Origin of the sequence: Streptomyces sp. NPDC001568 (assembly GCF_042893755.1) — a bacterium.
Classification (GTDB): Bacteria; Actinomycetota; Actinomycetes; order Streptomycetales; family Streptomycetaceae; genus Streptomyces.
Genome location: NZ_JBIAVF010000006.1, coordinates 346,947 through 364,407, shown reverse-complemented (window position 1 = coordinate 364,407; position 17,461 = coordinate 346,947). Strand labels below are relative to the sequence as shown.

The window sequence follows — 17,461 nt, the reverse complement described above, 5'->3', positions numbered from 1 at the left end:
CTCGTTGCGAACAGATAAGGGGTGAGCGGGACATCATCGCGCGAACTCGGGAAACAGACCCGAGGGGGGTCTGTATTCCGGGGCCGCGCGAGGACACCTGTCGGTTCATCGCATGCCCGAGTCGATTCGTTACGCGCTGAATTGAGTGACCTGCGCCACGCTGTGGCCGCGCAACCGATCCGGCGAAGATCCGTCCGCTCCGCGAACGCCTTTCCGTAGGCCCTCCTCTCAGTCCGTTTTGCGGGCTTCGATGAGGAAACGGGCGGTATGCGCGACGAACGGGCCCTCGCGTTCGATCCGTTCGTGGAGCTCGCGCAGCCGGTCCCGGTACTGCCCGACCGTGAAGCCGGGCACCATCCAGATCACCTTCCGTAGAAAGTAGATCACGGCTCCGATGTCATGGAACTCCGTCCGCAGTCGTTCGGAACGCAGATCGATCACTTCGAGGCCCGCCTTCGTGGCGTCGGCGACCGCGTCGTCGGGGTGCCGGCCGCGCCGGACGTGATCCGGCTGTGGGCCGAGGAAGTACTCGACGAGCTCGAAGACGCTCGCCGGGCCGACCTGCTGGGAGAGGTAGGCGCCGCCCGGCGTCAGTACCCGGGCGATCTCGTCCCACCAGATGGTCACCGGGTGTCGACTGGTGACCAGCTCGAAGGCCCCGTCGCCGAAGGGCAGCGGAGGCTCGTCGGTGTCCGCGACCACCACCGCGCCCAGGGGGTGCAGCAGACGGGTCGCCTTCTCGATGTTCGGCGGCCACGATTCGGTGGCCGCCATCAGCGGCGGCAGCGGCCCCGATCCCGCGAGCACCTCACCACCGCCGGTCTGGATGTCCAGGGCGGAGCGCACCCGGGCCAGGCGTTCACCGAGGAGCCCCTGGTAGCCCCAGGAGGGCCGCTGCTCGGTCGCCCGCCCGTCGAGCCAGGAGAAGTCCCAGCCGTCCACGGACACGGATTCGGCCTCGGCGACGAGATGGTCGAAAGTGCGCGTCATGTCTCGATCGTCCCAGCTCCGGCGCCGAGGAACCAGTGGATAAGTCGACTACAGTGGGCGGCGGGCCGTGACTGGCGTTCGGGTGGATCACCACCGGGGAGCGGCCCGGCGTACGTCGTACGTCGACTGCCGCGCGCCTGGGCGAACCGCGATCCGCAGCGACGTTCAGGAGATCCCATGACGACTGCCACTGCCCAGCTGATGGACGGCACCGCCGTCGCCCGCCGCATCTCGGAGCGGACCGCCGCCCTCGCGGCGAAGATCACCGAGCGCACCGGCACCGCCCCCTGCCTGGCCACCGTCCTCGTCGGCGAGGACCCGGCCTCGGTCACCTACGTGCGCATGAAGCAGAACCGTTGCGCCAAGGCCGGCATCACCTCCCGCCACGTGGAACTGCCGGCCGCGACCACCACCGAGGAACTGGTCGCCGCCCTCAATGAACTCTCGGCGGACCCGCGGATCAGCGGCATCCTGCTGCAGCACCCCGTCCCGCACCACATCGACGAGCGCGCCGCCTTCGAGGCCATCGCCCCCGGCAAGGACGTCGACGGCGTCACCATGCACTCCTTCGCCGCCATGGGCTTCGGCCTGCCCGGCTTCGTCTCCTGCACCCCCGGCGGCATCATGCGCCTGCTGGAGGCCTACGACGTGGACCTCACCGGCAAGCACGCCGTCGTCGTCGGCCGCAGCGCCATCCTCGGCAAGCCGGCCGGCATGCTGCTGCTGGAGCGCAACGCCACGGTCACCTACTGCCACTCCCGCACCGTCGACCTGCCCTCGATCGTGCGACAGGCGGACGTCCTGGTCGCCGCCGTCGGCAAGGCCGAGTTCATCCGCGGCGAGGACATCAAGCCGGGCGCGGTCGTACTGGACGCCGGATACAACGAGGGCAACGTCGGCGACGTCCACTTCGAGTCGGCCGCCGCCCGCGCCTCCCTGATCACCCCCGTGCCCGGCGGCGTCGGCCCGATGACCATCGCCGTCCTGCTGGAGCAGACCGTGCGGGCCGCCGCCGCGCAGGCCGGGCTGGACCTCGCGGAGCTCTGACCGCTGCCGCGCACGACGGCCTTCGGCGTGCGGCGAACGCCCCGGACCCCCGCGGTCCGGGGCGTTCAGCCCTTCCGGTCCCGGTCCCGGCCCGAACGGACCCCACCCCGCGCGTACGGTCCGTTCAGGCCGGGGCGGGCGCGGTCGCCGCGCGGCGGGCCGCCGCGACGACGGGGGAGCGACGGAACTCCCTGGCCAGCGGAGCCAGCGGCTGCCCGCCGAGCCGGTACGGGGCCGGTCCGTCCGGGCCGGCGCAGGCCGGGGCGCCCCCGCCGGCCGCCCGCTCGGCGGCCGCCCGGTGCCGGCAGGCGGCGGCGAGCATGGCGGCGTCCGCCACCACGGCGGCGGCCGGCCCGTCGAGGCCCTGGCCGCGAGCGGCGTCGTAGGCGGCGGACCGTACGGCGGGGTCGAGCCAGTGCGCGAGGGCCAGTAGCCCGTCGTCGATGACCGACTCGCGGTGGATCAGCCGGATCCCGACCGGGGACCACCAGGTCAGCGGCACCGTCGTCACGCTCCGGGAGGCGAACCCGCGCAGGGCCTTCCACAGCGGGCGCAGCCGCCGGTACTGGCTGAAGTCCCGCCAGAGCGCCGACCCGCCGAGCATCGGCACGAGGAACCCCGACCCCACCAGCAGCGCCGCCGCCGAGGCCATCGGCGGGGCCGCGTACGTGGACAGGAAGTCCCAGTCCCGCCCGGCCCAGCGCGCGCCCACCGCGGCCCACTTCGCGGCGAGGTACCCGAGGTCCATCAGCCCGCCGAGCATCAGCAGCGCGAGCCCCGAGCGCAACGGCCGCAGCGCGGGGTCCACGCGCAGCGTCCACTTGAGGCAGAGCACGCTCAGCGCCGTACTGCCCACGGTGTGCGCCAGCAGGTAGCAGACGATCATCTCGCGCAGCCACGGGGTGTTCGCGTAGTACGTGTCCAGGTCCCGCAGCCGTTCCACCGGCGCGTCGCCGATCACGAACAGGGCGACGATCAGGGCGCACACGGTGCCGAACGCCCACACCGTCACGCGCGTGGCCCGCCGGACGTCGGCCGCCGGGCCCCCGGCCCAGTGCAGGATCAGGACGACCGAGGCCCCCGAGAACGCGGTGAGGAAGCCGTAGACGAGCGGTGCGGCGCAGTTCACCACGCCGGTGACCTCGTTGACCGCTGCCAGCGACGCCGGCGCCGCCAGGAAGGTGAGCAGGCAGCCGACCACCAGCAGCGCGCAGACGGCCCGCATCAGCGGTTGGTCCCAGTTCCGGCGCAGCGCGGGGGCCTTGATCAGCAGGGCCAGGACCATGACCGACCCCGCGCAGTACAGGGCGAGGTCCTCCCTCACCGGGAGCGGCCGGCCGGGTCCGGGTCGGCTCCCAGGCCCCGCCCCCGGGTCCCGCCCCTTCCGTCCGCTCCGCCCGTTCCGCGTGCTCCGCCCGATCCGTCGGACCCGTCGAGCCCGGCGACGGTCCGTTCGGCGGCGGTCAGCGGCGGGGCCTTGAGGGCGCCCCGCGGGGAGGCCCGCAGCACCCGCCGGAAGACCTCGGGGCGCAGCCGGCGGGTGGGCGGGCCGGTCAGGGTGATGACCTCCAGGAACGCGGCGGTCAGCGGCTCCTGGGTGGTGGCCCCGGTCATGAGCCGGCCCACGTACGCGTCGAGGAGCACCGCGCCGGGCCCGGGCCTGGGGCCGGTCGCCCCGGGATACCGGATGTCCTGCGAGGTGGCCAGTTCCCACGCGGTGGCGACCTGCCGGGCGAGCGCGCGCTGGGCGGCGTTGCCGAAGCCGGGCCGGGCGAGGCCGCCGGCGCGCAGCAGGGCGCGGACGGCGAGCAGGCCGCGGGCGGCGACCGTCATGCCGTGCCCGTAGAGCGGGTTGAAGGTGGCGACGCAGTCGCCGACGGCGAAGAACCCGTCGGGCAGGTCGGCCTGCTCGAAGTGGATCCGCCGGTTCGCGGTGTCCTGCGTGACGACGACGTCGCTCAGCGGCTCGCGGCCCGCCAGGAGGTCGCCGACGATCGGGTGCCGCGCGGCCCTGGCGAACGGGAGGAAGGCATCGGGGTCGTCGGTGGGACGGCCGCCCCGGGTGCCGGACAGGGTGGCCTGCCACAGGCCGTTCTCGATCGGCACGATCGTCGCGGTCCGCCCGGGTACGGGGACCCGCGGGTCGGCCTGCACGCTGACGATCGGGAAGCCCAGCTCGTGCGCCCCCTCCGGAGCCTCGAACAGGCGCGTCGCGCAGACCAGCCCGGAGTCGACCTCGGAGCGCCGGATGCCGCTCACGCCGACCGCCGCCAGCCGGCTCAGGGCCCGGGAGCCACGACCCCCGGCGTCGACGACGAGATCGGCCGCCACGAACCGCCCCTCCTCGTCGGGGGTGTCGACGCGGACGCCGGTGATCCGGTCGGCCGTCCCCTCCAGGCTCCGTACGCGGCTCCGCCGGAGGGTGGTGACCCCCGGGAGCGCGGTGACCCGGTTCCGGACCACGGAGTCGAGCAGGTCCCGGCTGCAGGAGACACCGAATTGCTTCTCGCCGCACCGGGGGAGCCAGCCCCGCGCCGTCATGACGACCAGGTCCGTGGGCAGGCCGCGGCGGATCGCGCCGGCCGCCGTCCACTGCGCGCCGATGCCCGGCAGGATGGCCTCGATCGCGCGCGCCCCGCCCGACCACAGGACGTGGGCGTGCCGCGCCTGTGGGAGGCCGCGCCGGGGCCGCGGGCCGTCGGACGCCCCATCGGCGTCGACGATCGTGACCGTCGCGTACTCGGCGAGTACGGCGGCCGCGAGGAGGCCGGCCAGGCCGCCGCCGATGACGACGGCGTGGCGGGGCGGGGTGGACTGGGTCATCGTGTGGTGCTCTCTGTCAGGCCGCGCGGAGGGCGGGCGGCGAAGCTGGGGAACGGCGGGCGGCCAGGACGGCGACGCCGTGCGGGGCGGCTCAACGGCCCCATCCGAGCGAGGTGTTGATGCGCTCGATCTCCTCCGGGAACTGCTCCTGTCGGGTCGGCGGAAGGAAGGCCTTGAGGAGCATGCCGAGGTACAGGCCGAAGGTCTCGGCCCGGATCTCCGCGGGATCCTCCCGGTCGGCGCGGGCGGCGGCCTGCCGGACCACCCGGCCCAGCGGCGCATCCGCGCGCAGCAACTCCACGAGACCGCCGTGGGGGGCCGCCAGGCGGGCGGCGACCGCCATGCCGGGGCCGTGCGCGTCGCAGGTGCCCTCGTGGACGTGCCACAGCTCGTGGCAGGCGATGACGAGCTGGTGTTCGGGCCGGGTGCGGGCCTCGATGACGAGCAGGTCCCGGTCCTCCAGCTCCAACCACAGGCCGCTCGCGGTGTCGGGCGGAAAGGGAACCAGGCGGAACTCCAGTGGCCGGCCGCCCCGGCGGCGCGCGAACGCGGAGCAGAGCGCGCCGATGAGCCGGTCGACGTCGGAGGGCGCCACCGGGCGCACATCGGCCAGCAGCGCGGCGCCGAGGCTCCGCATGGTCCGGCTGGTCCTCATGACGCCTTCTCCCCGTCGGGTTCCGTCGGCCCGGGACCGGCTCCGGGCGCGGGTACGCGGGGCGCCGGTCGGCCCTCGCGCGCGAGGAGTTCGTCCAGGTAGTCCGCGAGGGACTTCCAGCCCGCCGGGGAGAGCCGTCCGGCGCGCGTGACGATGCTCCGTACGTCATGGGCGCGCAGCACCGAGAGCATGGGGTTCTCCCCGTTCGTGCCGTCCGCCCCACCGGACCGCAACTCGCCCTCGATGCAGCCCAGTACGCCGGCCAGCGCCTCGGCGTCGCCGGCCATCAGGAAGCCGCCCTCCACGCCGTAGAAGCGCTGGATCCCGGCAGCCGCGGCGAGGTTGGGCAGCCCCTCGCCGCGGGTGAGCCGGGTCAGGGACTGGCCGGAGGCGTCGAAGGACCCGGCGATGGCCGTCAGGGAGTGGGGTTGGCCGTCCGCGCGCGGTCGGGTCCGGCGCAAGTGCTCGAACCGCAGCCGTACTTGTTCGCGCAGCGGCAGCCTCGGCGGGTTCCCGTCGAGGGTGAGGCGGATGGCCCGCGGGGTGAGGCCGCTGAGGTACGAGAGGTGGTCGAGGTCGTCCGCGGCGGCGGGACCGTCCGGGGCCGCGGTGGCCAGGGCCCGCTCCACCGCGCTCTTGCTGTCGGCCAGCAGGAAACCGGCGTACACCCCGAAGAACCGCTGCACACCGGCCGCGTGGCCGAGCCGGGGCAGTCCGGTGCCCGCGTTGAGCGGACCGAGGGAGGCGCCGGGGGCGTCGAAGTCCTCGGCGATGGCGGCGAGGGACCACTCCCGGCCGTGCTTGTCGCGGCGGGTGGCCCGCAGCCGCAGGAACCGCCCGTGCACCCGTCGCTCCAGGGGTACTTCGACCGCTGTGCCGGTCACCACCCCCGGAATCATGGCCGGTTCGACCCCGGACAGATGCGCGAGCCGTTCCACGGACAGCACTTCGGCGGGATCCTGACCGCACTGCCCGGCCAGTTCCGCCACACGGTCCCAGGCCGCGCTGAGGTCGGGTCGGGCGGGGGCTCGCACCGGGAAGCCCTCCGTAAGTCGACAGGACGTTCGAGTGAACGGACTCCGTGAAGCCTAGTCCCCGGCCCTTCACCGAACCAGCACAACCCCAACATTCCCTGCGGTCGGTCTCAAAGAAGGTTGGCCCTCCGCGCCGTGAAACACAGTCGTGACGGCCCCCACCGTGCTGGTAGGAAAGGACGATGGATATCGAAGACCTCCACCCCACGGACCGTCTGATCGCCGAACGGGCCTGCGAGCGCCTGATCCTGGAGTTCGTCCGCGAGCTCGATCTCGGGCACCCCGGTGACGTGGCCGAGCTCTTCACCGAGGACGGCGTCTGGGAATGGGCCTTCGACGGCCGAAGGTCCCAGGGTCGTGAGGCGCTTCGGGCCTACTTCGGTTCCCGACCCGCGGACCGGCTCTCGCGCCGCCTGTGCACGAACATCCTGGTGACCCTCACCTCGGCCACGACGGCGACCGCGACCACCTACTTCACGACCTACCGCGTCGACGGACACACCGGCGCGGGCTACGTGCCCCCTCGCATTCCCACGCAGGTGGGGCACTACGAGGACGCCTTCCGCAAGGTCGACGGCCGTTGGCTGCTCAGCCGCCGCTCGCTGTTCCTGTCCTTCGCCGGCCCCACCGACCGACTCGCCCCGGCCGACGAGCGGTAGCGGGCGCGCGGCGCTCCACGGCGCCGCCGGATAATGCCGTGCCGCGCCGCCGGCCGCAGGGCAGACTCACCGCATGGTGGACATGTGGGCGTTCCGGGACGCGGTGGGCGAATGGGCGGCGGGCGGGCCCGGCGGACCGGCCGGAGAGCTGGCCGCGCGGCTCGGGCTGCGGACGGCGGTGCTGCTCGAAGGGCCGAGCGACCTGGAAGCCGTCGAGGCCCTGGCCGAACGGCAGGGACGGGACCTCGCCGCCGAAGGGGTGGCCGTCCTGTCGATGCGCGGCGCGATGAACGTGGCCCGGTACGCCGGCCTGCTCGGGCCGCCCGGACTGGGCCTGCGCCTGACCGGCCTGTGCGACGAGAACGAGCGGGGCTTCTACGAGCGCGGCCTGGCGCGGGCCGGAGCGCCGGGCGCGACCTTCTTCGTCTGCGCGGCGGACCTGGAGGACGAACTCATCCGCACGCTCGGCACGGCGCGCGTCGAGGAGATCATCGAGGCCGAGGGCGACCTGCGCGCCTGGCAGACCCTGCTGCACCAGCCCGCTCACCAAGGCCGCCCCCGGCAGCGACTGCTGCGCCGCTTCCTCGGCACGAAGAAGGGCCGCAAGATCCGCTACGGCCGTCTCCTGACGGAGTCCCTCGCCGCGGACCGGATCCCGCCCCCGCTCGCCGACCTCCTACGAAGCCTGTGACCACCCCGCGCGGGGACCGGATCCCCTGACGTACGCCGGCACCCACTGCTCGCGAGTCGCAGGTGAGAAGGGGGGCGCGCGCGCCCGTTCACGGCATGGCGTCACCCCGTTCCAGCACGTTCCTTCATCGACGCTTGCCGGGACGTCGGGCTGTCCAGGTGGACCACCACGCTCGTGTAGAAGCGGTGAACGGCGTCGTCGACGCTGCGGATGAAACCGGTCTCGGCATTCCCGCGGCTGCTTCCCATGCCCTTGAACAGGGACAGGCGGAAGCCGGTGATGCGGGTGTTGCTGTTCGGGGGGAGCATGCCCGCCGGCTCCGGGCGGAGCCGTTCCAACGTGCCCCGTGGCCCTCCCGTCCCTCCTTCGACCCGGGTTTCGACGTGGAGGTCTGCCGGCGCCTCCGCCAGACGTCGGACGAGGCGTTTGGCCCAGGTCAGCGGGTAGCCCTGCTCGGGTGCGGGGAACTCGATGGAGGTGCGAAGCTTGCCGGTACGCAAGTCGGCGCAGATCCCCAGGATTCCGGGCGTTCCCTCGATCCGGAGCTCTGCCTGAAGCTTGCCGTCGAGGCACAGCTGATCGGCACATTGGATGCGGCGGGTCTTCGGATCCGCTCCACGCTTGGATCTCTGGACGGGCAGAACCTTCTGTCCGAGTTCACCACCGAGACTGAGGCAGATCTGACGGATGAGCCGTTCCCAGCTCTCGACCAAGTCCAGGGAGCGCGGATCGCCCTGGCACAGCGTTTCGTCGTTGATTCCGTTGCGTACGGGAACCCAGGCCGATCCCATGTTCTGGAAGCCGTGGCAGCCGGAGTTCTCGTGCCGCAGGTAGTGGAGCAGTTCTTGGAGCAGCCAGGCATGCGCCTTGTCCCCGACGCCCTCGTACCGGATCAGCATCTGTGCCTGGTAAGCGACTTCGGCCCACGACAGGTGCCGGAGAGCCACCTTGTGCTTGCGCCTTCCGTCGATCTTGATGTCGACGAGCGGGCTGCCTTCCAACGCGACGTCGTTCGACAGCGTGATCACGGCCTCGTAGCCACGACGTGCGGCGATGTCCACGTACGCCTGCACCTGCTCGGACTTGAGTGCGTTGCCGTTGGTCTTGGCCTCCACCAGAGCGGTCCACAGTTTGCCGGCCCGCTCGACACGAATCACCCCGTCGGGGCGCCGCGGTGTATCTCCGTGCGGCAAGGAGACCTCGGTGAACGTCTCCATACGGCCCGCCGGCGCTCCGAATGCCGCGGTAAGTCTCCGTCCGAATTCCGGCACCTGCGCCATCACTGACAGCAGTACCGACGTGGCGCGCATCTCTCGGTCCCGGTCGCTCCTGAGCACCGAGAGCGGGAAGAGCCTGGCCTGCTGCCAGGACTCATTGTCCGCCAAGGATTTCCGGGCAACGCTGGGCAGCGTGACCTTCTTCTTGGCGGTGCGAGGCCTCGCCGCCTTCTTCGCTTCCACCTCGTCGAAGGGCGGACGGGGATCCGGAACCAGGCCCGGCGAAACGCGGGATTCCTGCTCAACTGCCGCAGCAGGAACCGACGCCACGGTTTCCGCGCTGCTCTCTTCGCCGCTCGGAACCTCTTCCGCGTCCGCGCGGTCGTCGATGTCGACACCGAAGTCCGCGGCCAGGCCCGCCAGGCCGGCTCCGTAACCCTGTCCGACGGCGCGGAACTTCCATTCCTCCTCACGCCGGTACAACTCGCCGAAGATGATCGCGCTCACCGGGCCGGCGTCATCAATGGCAAAGCTGAGAAGGTTCTCCCCGCCTCCATCGGCCAATGTCACCTTCAGGTCTTCCAGCTCTCCGAAGCCGGCTCCTTCGTAGCGGCTCGCCGCTACGACCATCCGGTCGATGCCGGGCGGCACCACGGTCAGGTCGAAGCTGATCCGGTCCTCGTCGCCGCTTTCCGTCGGCGTCTTCCCGAGCAGTTGTACGCTTCCGTCAGGTGCTACCGCGTTGTTGTAGAAGTAGAAGTCGCCGTCACCGCGTACTTTGCCGTGCGCGTCGAGCAGCAGGACGGACACGTCCGCGTCGCCTTCACCGGTCGGGCTGACCCAACTCAAGCTGACGATCAGCGAACTGACGTTCTCGCTCAGCGCGGCCAGCGCCACGTTCGAACCCTTGACCATCTCACGCATGGAACCCCCCAGATCTCGCACATCGGGCACGCGACCGCCCCACCGAGCCACCCGTCCCGGGCTGCCGCCGCGAGACGCGCGGCGCCTTCGGACTCGTGTGCTGTTCAGTTGACGGTGTCGGGCGACAGCACCGTGGATGCGGCGGCGTGATCCGGGCAGGCGGCCCACCAGCTGTCGCCGCCGGCGTCGCCGACCCGCACGCTCCATGCCGGGGTGCGGGAGCAGGGAGCTCCCCAGGTGCACTCGCCCCGTGCCGAAGCCGTGCCGCCCCCGTGATTGTCAGCTGCCCACGGGCGCTTCTCTCGGAGTTCCATGGCGCACATTGAAGCGGAGGTGCCCGTGCCCTCGCCGCGGAACGGGCTTATTCGCCAGAGCCATCGGAGGCGACACGGCCTGGATCCGTGGGGACGGGCATGGACGACAGGACGCGCGCACCCCTGGGGCGGGCAGGTACGGGGGGCCTCGTACCCGAGCCCTCGTCCGGCCCTTCCTTACGTCGGAGGTAATCGACCACCGTCCCGGGCGGCGGCACAGTGGGGGCATCGGGTTCCGGGGGCGCGCACTCGCCTCCGGGGTCCGGTGCCCACCCCCGCGCATCCGACCTCGATGGAGGCTGACCACCATGTCCGCGACCCTGTTCGGCATCGCCCGCACCACCGTCCCGCAGACCGCCCTGCGCCGCTTCCTCGCACTGGACGCCGTGGTCACCTCCGGCAACGGGGTGGCGTACGCCGCGTTCTCCGCCCCGCTCGGCCGGCTGCTCGGCGTCGACGGGACGCTCCTGTTCGGCCTCGGGGTCTTCCTGCTCCTGTACGGCGCCGGCGTTGGGCTGCTCGCCTCCCGGCCCCGGCCGTCGGCCTTCCCGGTGAAGGTGGTGATCGAGGCCAACTACGCCTGGGCGGCCCTCAGTCTGGTCGCGCTGTTCGTCGGACCGGCGCCCACCACCGCGGGCGCGGTGTGGATCCCGGCGCAGGCGCTGACGGTCGCCTCGTTCGCGCTGCTCCAGCAACTGGCGCTGCGCGCCGCCGACTCAGGAACCCGTTGAGCGCAAGTACTTCGCCGTCGCCGGGTCGGCCGGCAGGAGCGTTTCGATGGCCAGCTCGGCGACGGTCACGTCCATCGGCGTGTTGAAGGTGGAGATCGACGACACGAAGGACAGGATCTGCCCGTCGTGCTCGACCCGCAGCGGCAGCGCGATGTACGGGACCGACTCCCGGGGCTCGGCGTCGTCGGGTCGGTCCGCGACCGGGTACGCGGCGACCTCCTCGTACAGGGCGCGCAGCGCGGGGGAGCGGGCCAGGGCGATCTGCCGCTCCATCTGCTCCAGCAGGTGACCGCGCCATTCGCGCAGGTTGTGGATCCGCCGGGCCAGACCGTCGGGGTGCAGGGTGATCCGCATGACGTTCAGTGGTGGGGCGAGGAGGTGTTCCGGCATCCCGTCGAGGAGCATCATCACGGCCCGGTTCGCGGCGACGACGTCGTAGGTGGCGTCGACCACCAGCGCCGGATACGGGTCGTAGGCGGTCATCAGCCGTTCCAGGCTCTCGCGGAGCACCTCCATCGCGGGGGCGTCCAGCGGGGTGTGCGCGTACCGGGGGGCGTAACCGGCGGCGACGAGAAGGGCGTTGCGGTCCCGCACCGGTACGTCGAGGTGATCGGCGAGCCGCAGCACCATCTCCTCGCTCGGCCGGGACCGGCCGGTCTCCACGAAGCTGATGTGCCGGGAGGAGGAGTCGGCACGGCCGGCCAGCTCCAGCTGGCTGATGCCGCGCCGCTCCCGCCAGGTGCGCAGCAGGTTCCCCACAGTCGCCGTCGTCATGGCCCCGACGTTAGCCGAGGACGGCGCGATCGAAAGCCCCGGCGGGACACGCACGCACCGTGGCGCGGTAGGTCCCCTGCGGCCCGTGTTGTGCGAACCTTGACTCCACGTCACGGACGTGCAAAAGACGTGGAGTCAGTGGAGCCGAGGGACGAGGAGCCGGTGCATGCCGAGTGAGCCGCTGTCGCAGAAGGACATCGAGGACCGCCTGCGGGAACTTCCGGGCTGGGCCTTCGAGGACGATCGGATCTTGCGCACCTACCGGCTGGGCACGCACTTCGCGGCCAGTGCGCTGGTCGCCCACATCGCCGCCGTCCAGGACGAGTTGAACCACCACTCCGACCTCACCCTCGGCTACGACACGGTCCGTCTCTCGGTCAACAGCCACGACGCCGGCGGGGCCGTCACCGAGGCCGACTTCGCGCTCGCCGAACGCGTCGAAGCCCTCGCCCCGGCCCACGGCGCGAGCTGAGGCCCCGCTCCGGGCGGGGCCGGCGGCGGTCACGGCGGGAGCCCCGTACCCGAGGTGTCGGGTACGGGGCTCCGTACGTCCCTGGAGGCGCCGCTACAGCGGCTCCAGCCGCCACCACTGGGACGGGGAGTCGGTGTCCTCGCCCTGACGGGCCCGGCCCTCCGCATCGGCCTCCAGGGGCAGTCCGCTGATGCAGGCGATCAGCGACACCACCCCGGGGTCGTCCAGGTGCTGCTCGACGAGCCACTCCTGGGCTCCGAAGGCGTTGGGCCGCCACACCTGCACCCGGGCGCCGCTGTCCGTGGAGGCGTTCGCGACGTCCAGGCGCCGCTCGTTGTCCTCGCTCACCAGGTGGAAGACGCCGCCGCCGCTGTGCACGGGGGAGATCCGCCAGCGGCGGGCCGCCGCCGGCGCGGGAGGCCCGTCCGGGCCGACCCGCACCCGCGAGGCGCCCTCCAGCTGGAGGACCAGCCCGCTCTCGACGTTCCTGATCCGGTAGAGCCCGTCGGGAAGGTTCACGCCGGCGCCCTCAGACGTCGAAGACGGCCGGGTCCGGCCCGATGCGCCGGCCCGCCGCACTCGCGCCCAGGGCGTCCAGCGCGGCGAGGTCGGCGGCGTCCAGCTCGAACCCGAAGACGTCCAGGTTCTCCCGGATCCGGGCGGGGGTCACGGACTTCGGGATCACCACGTTGCCCAGCTGGAGGTGCCAGCGCAGCACCACCTGTGCGGCGCTGCGGCCGTGCCGGGCGGCGATCTCCGCGACGGCGGGCAGCGTCAGCAGCTCCTTGCCCTGGCCCAGCGGGGACCAGGCCTCGGTGACGATGCCCCGCTCCGCGTGCAGGGCGCGCAGCTCCTCCTGCGGGAACAGCGGATGCAGCTCGATCTGGTTCACGGCGGGCACCAGGTCGCTCACCTCGCCGAGCCGCTCCAGGTCCCGGGGACGGAAGTTCGACACGCCGACGGCCTTCGCGCGGCCGTCGGAGGCGATCTCCTCGAAGGTCTTCCAGATGGTGAGGAAGTCCTCGCGCATCGGGCGCGGCCAGTGGATCAGGTACAGGTCGACGTGGTCGAGGCCCAGCTTGCCCAGCGAGTCCTCGAACGCGCGCAGCACCGCGTCCCGGTCCCAGGTCCGCGACGACCCGTTCCACAGCTTGGTGGTGACGAACAGCTCCGCGCGCGGCAGTCCGGAGGCGGCCAGCGCCCTACCGGTACCGTCCTCGTTGCCGTACACGGCCGCGGTGTCGATGCTGCGGTAGCCGGCCTCCAGCGCGGTGCCGACGGCCTCTCGCGCCTCGGAGTCCGGGACCTGCCAGACGCCGTATCCGAGCTGGGGCATGAGCGTGCCGTTGTTGAGCTTGACGGTGGGGACCTGGTTCACGTGCGGTCGATTCCCTCGGGTCGGTGCGGCCGTGGCGCGCCACGGTGTACGAGGGGCGACAACCGGCCCCCCGTACACCGTATTCCCGCCACCGGACGCGAGGCCCCCCGGCCGGCCGGGCCGTGAACCGCGTCAGGTCGTACCGAGGTACGCCTCCCTCACCCGGGGATCCGCCCGCACCTCGGCCGCCGTCCCCTCGGCGAGGACCGCGCCGAGGTCCAGCGCGACGACCCGTGCGCACAGGTCCATCACGAAGGCCACGTTGTGCTCGACCAGCAGCACCGCGCAGCCCTCCTCCTCGGCGAGCCGCCGCACCACCGCGGCGAGCTGCTCCCGTTCCGGCGCCGACATCCCGGACGCCGGCTCGTCCAGCAGCAGCACCTTCGGCGGGTCGGCCACGGCGCGCGCCAGCTCGGCCATCCGGGCCCGACCGACGGGCAGCCCGCCCGCGTACCGCTCCCCGAGCGCCCCGATCCCGCAGGACGCCAGGACCCGTTGCCCCCGCTCGCGCCGCTCCCGCTCCAGTCGGCGGCGCGCCGGGAGCGCCAGCAGGTCGGCGCCGAGGCCGCCCCCGCCGCCCCGCCACTCCTGGGCGACGAGCACGTTGTCGGCCACGCTCAGCTGCCCGAACAACTGCTGGCGCTGGAACGTACGGCGCATCCCGTGTCGGGCCCGCCAGACGGGGGAGCGGCGGGTGACGTCCGCCCCGTCGAGCAGGATCCGCCCCCGGTCGGGCCGACGGATCCCGGACAGGACGTCGAACAAGGTGGTCTTCCCCGCCCCGTTCGGCCCGATCAGCCCGCACACCTCCCCGGCGCGGACGCCCAGGTCCACCCCGGTCAGGGCCCTCACCCCGCCGAAGCGGACACCGACCCCGCTCGCCTCCAGTACGTAGCCGCTCATGTCGCCATCCCCAGGTAGGCCTCGGTGAGCCGGTCCGTCTCCACCTCGGCCCGGGGGCCGCACCAGGAGACCCGGCCCTGGGTGAGGTAGGCCACGGTGTCGGCGATCCCCAGGATCTCCGCGGCCTTCTCCTCCACCAGCAGCAGCGCGCTGCCGGCGTCCCGGATCTCGGTGAGCAGCCCGTACACCTCGTCCACGACGCGCGGCGCGAGCCCGAGCGAGGGCTCGTCCGCGATCAGCACCTGCGGCGGGCGCTCCAGCAAGGGGGCGAGGGCCAGCATCTGCTGCTCCCCGCCCGACAGCGCCCCGGCCACCACGGCCCGCCGCTCCCCGAGGCGGGGGAAGCGGTCGTAGACGGCGGCCCGGGCGGCGGCCTCCGGGAGGTACAGGGCCAGGTTCTCCTCGATGGTGAGCGCGGGGAAGATCCCCCGCCCTTCCGGCGCCAGCAGGACCCCGGCCCGGGACCGGAGCACCGCCCCCTCCCCGGTGGCGTCCCGCCCGCCCACGAGGACCGTCCCGCCGGTGACGGGCAACAGTCCGGCGGCGACCCGGCAGGCGGTGGACTTCCCGGCCCCGTTGGGTCCGAGCACGGCGAGGATCTCACCGCGACGCACGGTGAGACCGACCCCGTGCAGGACGAGCCCGCCGTCGTACCCGGCGGTGACGTCCCGCAGTTCCAGCGCGGGCACCCCCGGAGCGCGACGGCCCCCGTCCTCACCTCCGACCGTCGAAGGGGGCCGGCCATGCGGCCGACGGGCGGCCGGGACGGTGACCGGGCCGGGACGCGCACCGGGCGACCCGGCGGCGGTCCCCGGCTCCGGCCCGTCCTCCGTAACGGCTCCGCTTCCGCTTCCGGCTCCGGCTCCGGCTCCGGTTCCGCTTCCGGTTCCGCCGCCGGGCGATGCCGGGTCCGCCCCGGGCGACGTCCCCGCCCCGGCAGCCGCCGCCCGGCGTGCCCGGCGTACGGGGAGGGCGGCGCAGTACCCGTCCGGATCGTTGGCGAGCGCCAGTCCCGCCAGCCCGAAAAGGATCACCGGGAGGTGCGCCGACTCCGTCACCCAGTCCGACAGCACCCGCGGGGCCACGGCGAAGACCAGCCCCGCCACCACCGCGTACTGCGGTCGCCGCACCCCGGCCGCCACGACGACCGCGAGCCACACCAGCCCCGTCATGGCCGTGAAGTCGGTCGCCGTGATCCGGGTGTTGTACGAGGCGTACAGGACGCCGCCGAAGCCGGCCAGCCCGGCCGACAGCATGAACAGCGTCAGCTTCGTGCGCAGGACGGACACCCCGGACGCCATGGCCGCCGCCGGCGCCGACCGTACGGCGAGCATCGCCCGCCCCGACGGCGAATCGCGCAGCGCGCCCAGCGCGGCGGCCACCACGGCGGCCAGGACCACGAGGGCCACCCCGAAGGCCCGGTCGTCCGACAGGTCGAGCGGTCCGATCACCGGCCGCGGGACGGACCAACCGGAGTCGCCGTTGCGCAGCCACCGCAGCTGGAACAGCACCTGGTCGGCGAGGAAGGCCAACGCCAGCGTGGCCAGTGCGAGGGAACGCCCGCCGAGCCGCAGCGCCGGCAGCGCGACCAGCGCCCCGAGCAGGGCCGCCGCGCAGGTGCCCACCGCCAGCGCCGCCACGAAGGGCCAGCCCCGACTCATCAGGAGGCCCGCGACGAGCGCGGCGCCCGTGACGAAGGTGGCCTGGGCCAGCGACACCATCGCGCCGAGCCCGGTCACCACGGTGAACGACATGAACACCAGCGCGATGGCCAGGCCCTGTGCGAGCAGCCCCGTCCAGAAGGGGGTGGTGACGGTGTAGAACGCCACGCACAGCAGGGCCGCGGCCACCGCCCAGCCACCCCAACGACGCGTCCAGGACGCGCCCGCCAGATGGTCGGGGGACGGTACGTCGACCGCGGCGACCCCCGCGGTGCGCGCCCGCCGGGTCAGCACGAGCAGCCCCCCGAACAGGATCAGGAACGGCACCGCCGTGCGGAACCCGGTGATCCCCTCGGCGAAGGAGGCGTAACCGGCGACCAGGTTCTGCAGGACCCCGAGCCCCAGCCCGCCGGCGAAGGCCAGCGGTACGGACGCGAACCGGCCGATGACGGCGGCGGTCGCCGACACGAACAGGAACAGGGTGAAGTCGTGCGCGGACAGCCCCAGCAGCGGGGTCGCGAGCACCCCCGCGAGCCCCGCCAGACCCGACGAGATCATCCACGCCACCGACGACAGCCGGTCGGCGCTGATCCCGCGCAGCTCGGTCAGCGACCGGTTGTCGACGGCGGCCCGCAGCCGCAGGCCCAGCCGGGTGTGACGCATGAGCACCCACAGGGCGACGGCCACCACCGCCGTGACGACCCAGGTGATCAGCTGGTCGGAGTCGATGCCGACGCCGTCCGCGAGCTGCCAGGACCGGGCCGGGCTCGGCCCCACCCCGGGCAGCCCGAACTGGTTCTCGGCGGGCCGGACCGGCGCTCCCGCCTCGCCCAGCAGCTCCACCGTCCACAGCCCGGCGGCGGGCAGCGCCACGAGCAGCCCGATGGTCGCCACGATCTGGGCGGTCTCCCCGACCCGGGCGAGCCGCCGGAACATCAGCCGGTCCAACCCCCAACCGAGCCCGGGCGCCAGGACGCACACCACCAGCAGCGCCGCGGGGACGGCGGGCCAGCCCAGTCCGGAGTGCAGCTCGTAGAAGGTGAGCGCGCACAGGTAGGCGGTGGCGCCGTGCGCGAAGTTGAACAGCCCGGACGCCGAGTACGACAGCACCAGCCCGGTGGCCAGCAGCGCGTACAGGGCGCCGGACACCAGGCCGCTCAGTACGAAGACGAGCAGGTCTTCCATCCC

16 protein-coding genes and 1 riboswitch are annotated in these 17,461 nt (G+C 73.0%); of the genes, 5 read left to right on the top strand and 11 right to left on the bottom strand.

Annotated elements, in window-relative coordinates; all coding sequences use genetic code 11:
- Positions 1 to 228: 228 nt before the first annotated feature.
- Complete coding sequence (locus tag ACFY0I_RS14040; protein ID WP_388894257.1) at positions 229 to 990, bottom strand: methyltransferase domain-containing protein; 762 nt, start codon at positions 988 to 990, stop codon at positions 229 to 231.
- A gap of 57 nt (positions 991 to 1,047) precedes the next feature.
- Positions 1,048 to 1,140, top strand: a riboswitch (ZMP/ZTP riboswitch).
- A 27-nt stretch (positions 1,141 to 1,167) separates the two neighbouring features.
- Between ACFY0I_RS14040 and ACFY0I_RS14035 the strand changes: the two genes are divergently transcribed.
- On the top strand, positions 1,168 to 2,037 hold the full coding sequence (locus ACFY0I_RS14035) for a bifunctional 5,10-methylenetetrahydrofolate dehydrogenase/5,10-methenyltetrahydrofolate cyclohydrolase (protein WP_388894254.1): 870 nt from the start codon (positions 1,168 to 1,170) through the stop codon (positions 2,035 to 2,037).
- A gap of 124 nt (positions 2,038 to 2,161) precedes the next feature.
- Here ACFY0I_RS14035 and ACFY0I_RS14030 read toward each other — a convergent pair whose 3' ends face one another.
- From ACFY0I_RS14030 to ACFY0I_RS14015, 4 genes are all read right to left on the bottom strand, one after another.
- Positions 2,162 to 3,361 (bottom strand): MAB_1171c family putative transporter, encoded by a 1,200-nt coding sequence (locus ACFY0I_RS14030; protein WP_388894251.1) that lies wholly within the window; start codon positions 3,359 to 3,361, stop codon positions 2,162 to 2,164.
- Positions 3,358 to 4,860, bottom strand: coding sequence for an NAD(P)/FAD-dependent oxidoreductase (locus tag ACFY0I_RS14025; RefSeq protein ID WP_388894248.1), 1,503 nt, complete (start codon positions 4,858 to 4,860; stop codon positions 3,358 to 3,360). The genes ACFY0I_RS14030 and ACFY0I_RS14025 overlap by 4 nt, the downstream gene beginning before the upstream one ends.
- A 91-nt stretch (positions 4,861 to 4,951) precedes the next feature.
- Complete coding sequence (locus tag ACFY0I_RS14020; protein ID WP_388894245.1) at positions 4,952 to 5,515, bottom strand: toxin-antitoxin system, toxin component; 564 nt, start codon at positions 5,513 to 5,515, stop codon at positions 4,952 to 4,954.
- A complete protein-coding gene (locus ACFY0I_RS14015; RefSeq protein ID WP_388894242.1) occupies positions 5,512 to 6,549 on the bottom strand; it encodes a hypothetical protein in 1,038 nt (345 codons plus the stop codon). Before ACFY0I_RS14015 ends, ACFY0I_RS14020 begins: the two co-directional genes overlap by 4 nt.
- 182 nt (positions 6,550 to 6,731) lie before the next feature.
- On the opposite strand from ACFY0I_RS14015, the gene ACFY0I_RS14010 reads away from it, so the two are divergent.
- Together ACFY0I_RS14010 and ACFY0I_RS14005 are read left to right on the top strand one after the other, a co-directional pair.
- On the top strand, positions 6,732 to 7,208 hold the full coding sequence (locus ACFY0I_RS14010) for a nuclear transport factor 2 family protein (protein ID WP_388894239.1): 477 nt from the start codon (positions 6,732 to 6,734) through the stop codon (positions 7,206 to 7,208).
- A gap of 73 nt (positions 7,209 to 7,281) precedes the next feature.
- On the top strand, positions 7,282 to 7,899 hold the full coding sequence (locus tag ACFY0I_RS14005) for a TOPRIM nucleotidyl transferase/hydrolase domain-containing protein (RefSeq protein ID WP_388894237.1): 618 nt from the start codon (positions 7,282 to 7,284) through the stop codon (positions 7,897 to 7,899).
- 101 nt (positions 7,900 to 8,000) lie between these two features.
- Here the strand turns inward: ACFY0I_RS14005 and ACFY0I_RS14000 are convergent, their stop codons facing one another.
- Positions 8,001 to 10,040: a TerD family protein gene (locus ACFY0I_RS14000; protein ID WP_388894234.1), complete on the bottom strand. Its 2,040-nt coding sequence runs from the start codon at positions 10,038 to 10,040 to the stop codon at positions 8,001 to 8,003.
- A gap of 622 nt (positions 10,041 to 10,662) precedes the next feature.
- Here ACFY0I_RS14000 and ACFY0I_RS13995 point away from each other — a divergent pair.
- The gene (locus tag ACFY0I_RS13995; RefSeq protein WP_388894231.1) at positions 10,663 to 11,085 is read left to right on the top strand and encodes a hypothetical protein; all 423 of its coding nucleotides are present in this window, start codon (positions 10,663 to 10,665) and stop codon (positions 11,083 to 11,085) included.
- Here ACFY0I_RS13995 and ACFY0I_RS13990 read toward each other — a convergent pair.
- A complete protein-coding gene (locus ACFY0I_RS13990) occupies positions 11,071 to 11,859 on the bottom strand; it encodes a helix-turn-helix domain-containing protein (protein WP_388894228.1) in 789 nt (262 codons plus the stop codon). The genes ACFY0I_RS13995 and ACFY0I_RS13990 overlap by 15 nt on opposite strands.
- 166 nt (positions 11,860 to 12,025) lie before the next feature.
- Here ACFY0I_RS13990 and ACFY0I_RS13985 point away from each other — a divergent pair, with 166 nt between their 5' ends.
- On the top strand, positions 12,026 to 12,331 hold the full coding sequence (locus ACFY0I_RS13985; RefSeq protein ID WP_388894226.1) for a 4a-hydroxytetrahydrobiopterin dehydratase: 306 nt from the start codon (positions 12,026 to 12,028) through the stop codon (positions 12,329 to 12,331).
- Positions 12,332 to 12,424: 93 nt separating this feature from the next.
- Here the strand turns inward: ACFY0I_RS13985 and ACFY0I_RS13980 are convergent, their stop codons facing one another.
- The 4 genes from ACFY0I_RS13980 to ACFY0I_RS13965 all read right to left on the bottom strand — a co-directional run bounded on the left by ACFY0I_RS13980 (position 12,425) and on the right by ACFY0I_RS13965 (position 17,458).
- Positions 12,425 to 12,850 (bottom strand): RICIN domain-containing protein, encoded by a 426-nt coding sequence (locus ACFY0I_RS13980; RefSeq protein WP_388894223.1) that lies wholly within the window; start codon positions 12,848 to 12,850, stop codon positions 12,425 to 12,427.
- A gap of 10 nt (positions 12,851 to 12,860) precedes the next feature.
- Complete coding sequence (locus tag ACFY0I_RS13975) at positions 12,861 to 13,709, bottom strand: aldo/keto reductase (protein WP_388894220.1); 849 nt, start codon at positions 13,707 to 13,709, stop codon at positions 12,861 to 12,863.
- 132 nt (positions 13,710 to 13,841) lie between these two features.
- Complete coding sequence (locus ACFY0I_RS13970) at positions 13,842 to 14,612, bottom strand: ABC transporter ATP-binding protein (RefSeq protein WP_388894217.1); 771 nt, start codon at positions 14,610 to 14,612, stop codon at positions 13,842 to 13,844.
- Positions 14,609 to 17,458 (bottom strand): ATP-binding cassette domain-containing protein, encoded by a 2,850-nt coding sequence (locus tag ACFY0I_RS13965; RefSeq protein WP_388894215.1) that lies wholly within the window; start codon positions 17,456 to 17,458, stop codon positions 14,609 to 14,611. The genes ACFY0I_RS13970 and ACFY0I_RS13965 overlap by 4 nt, the downstream gene beginning before the upstream one ends.
- Positions 17,459 to 17,461: the final 3 nt, after the last annotated feature.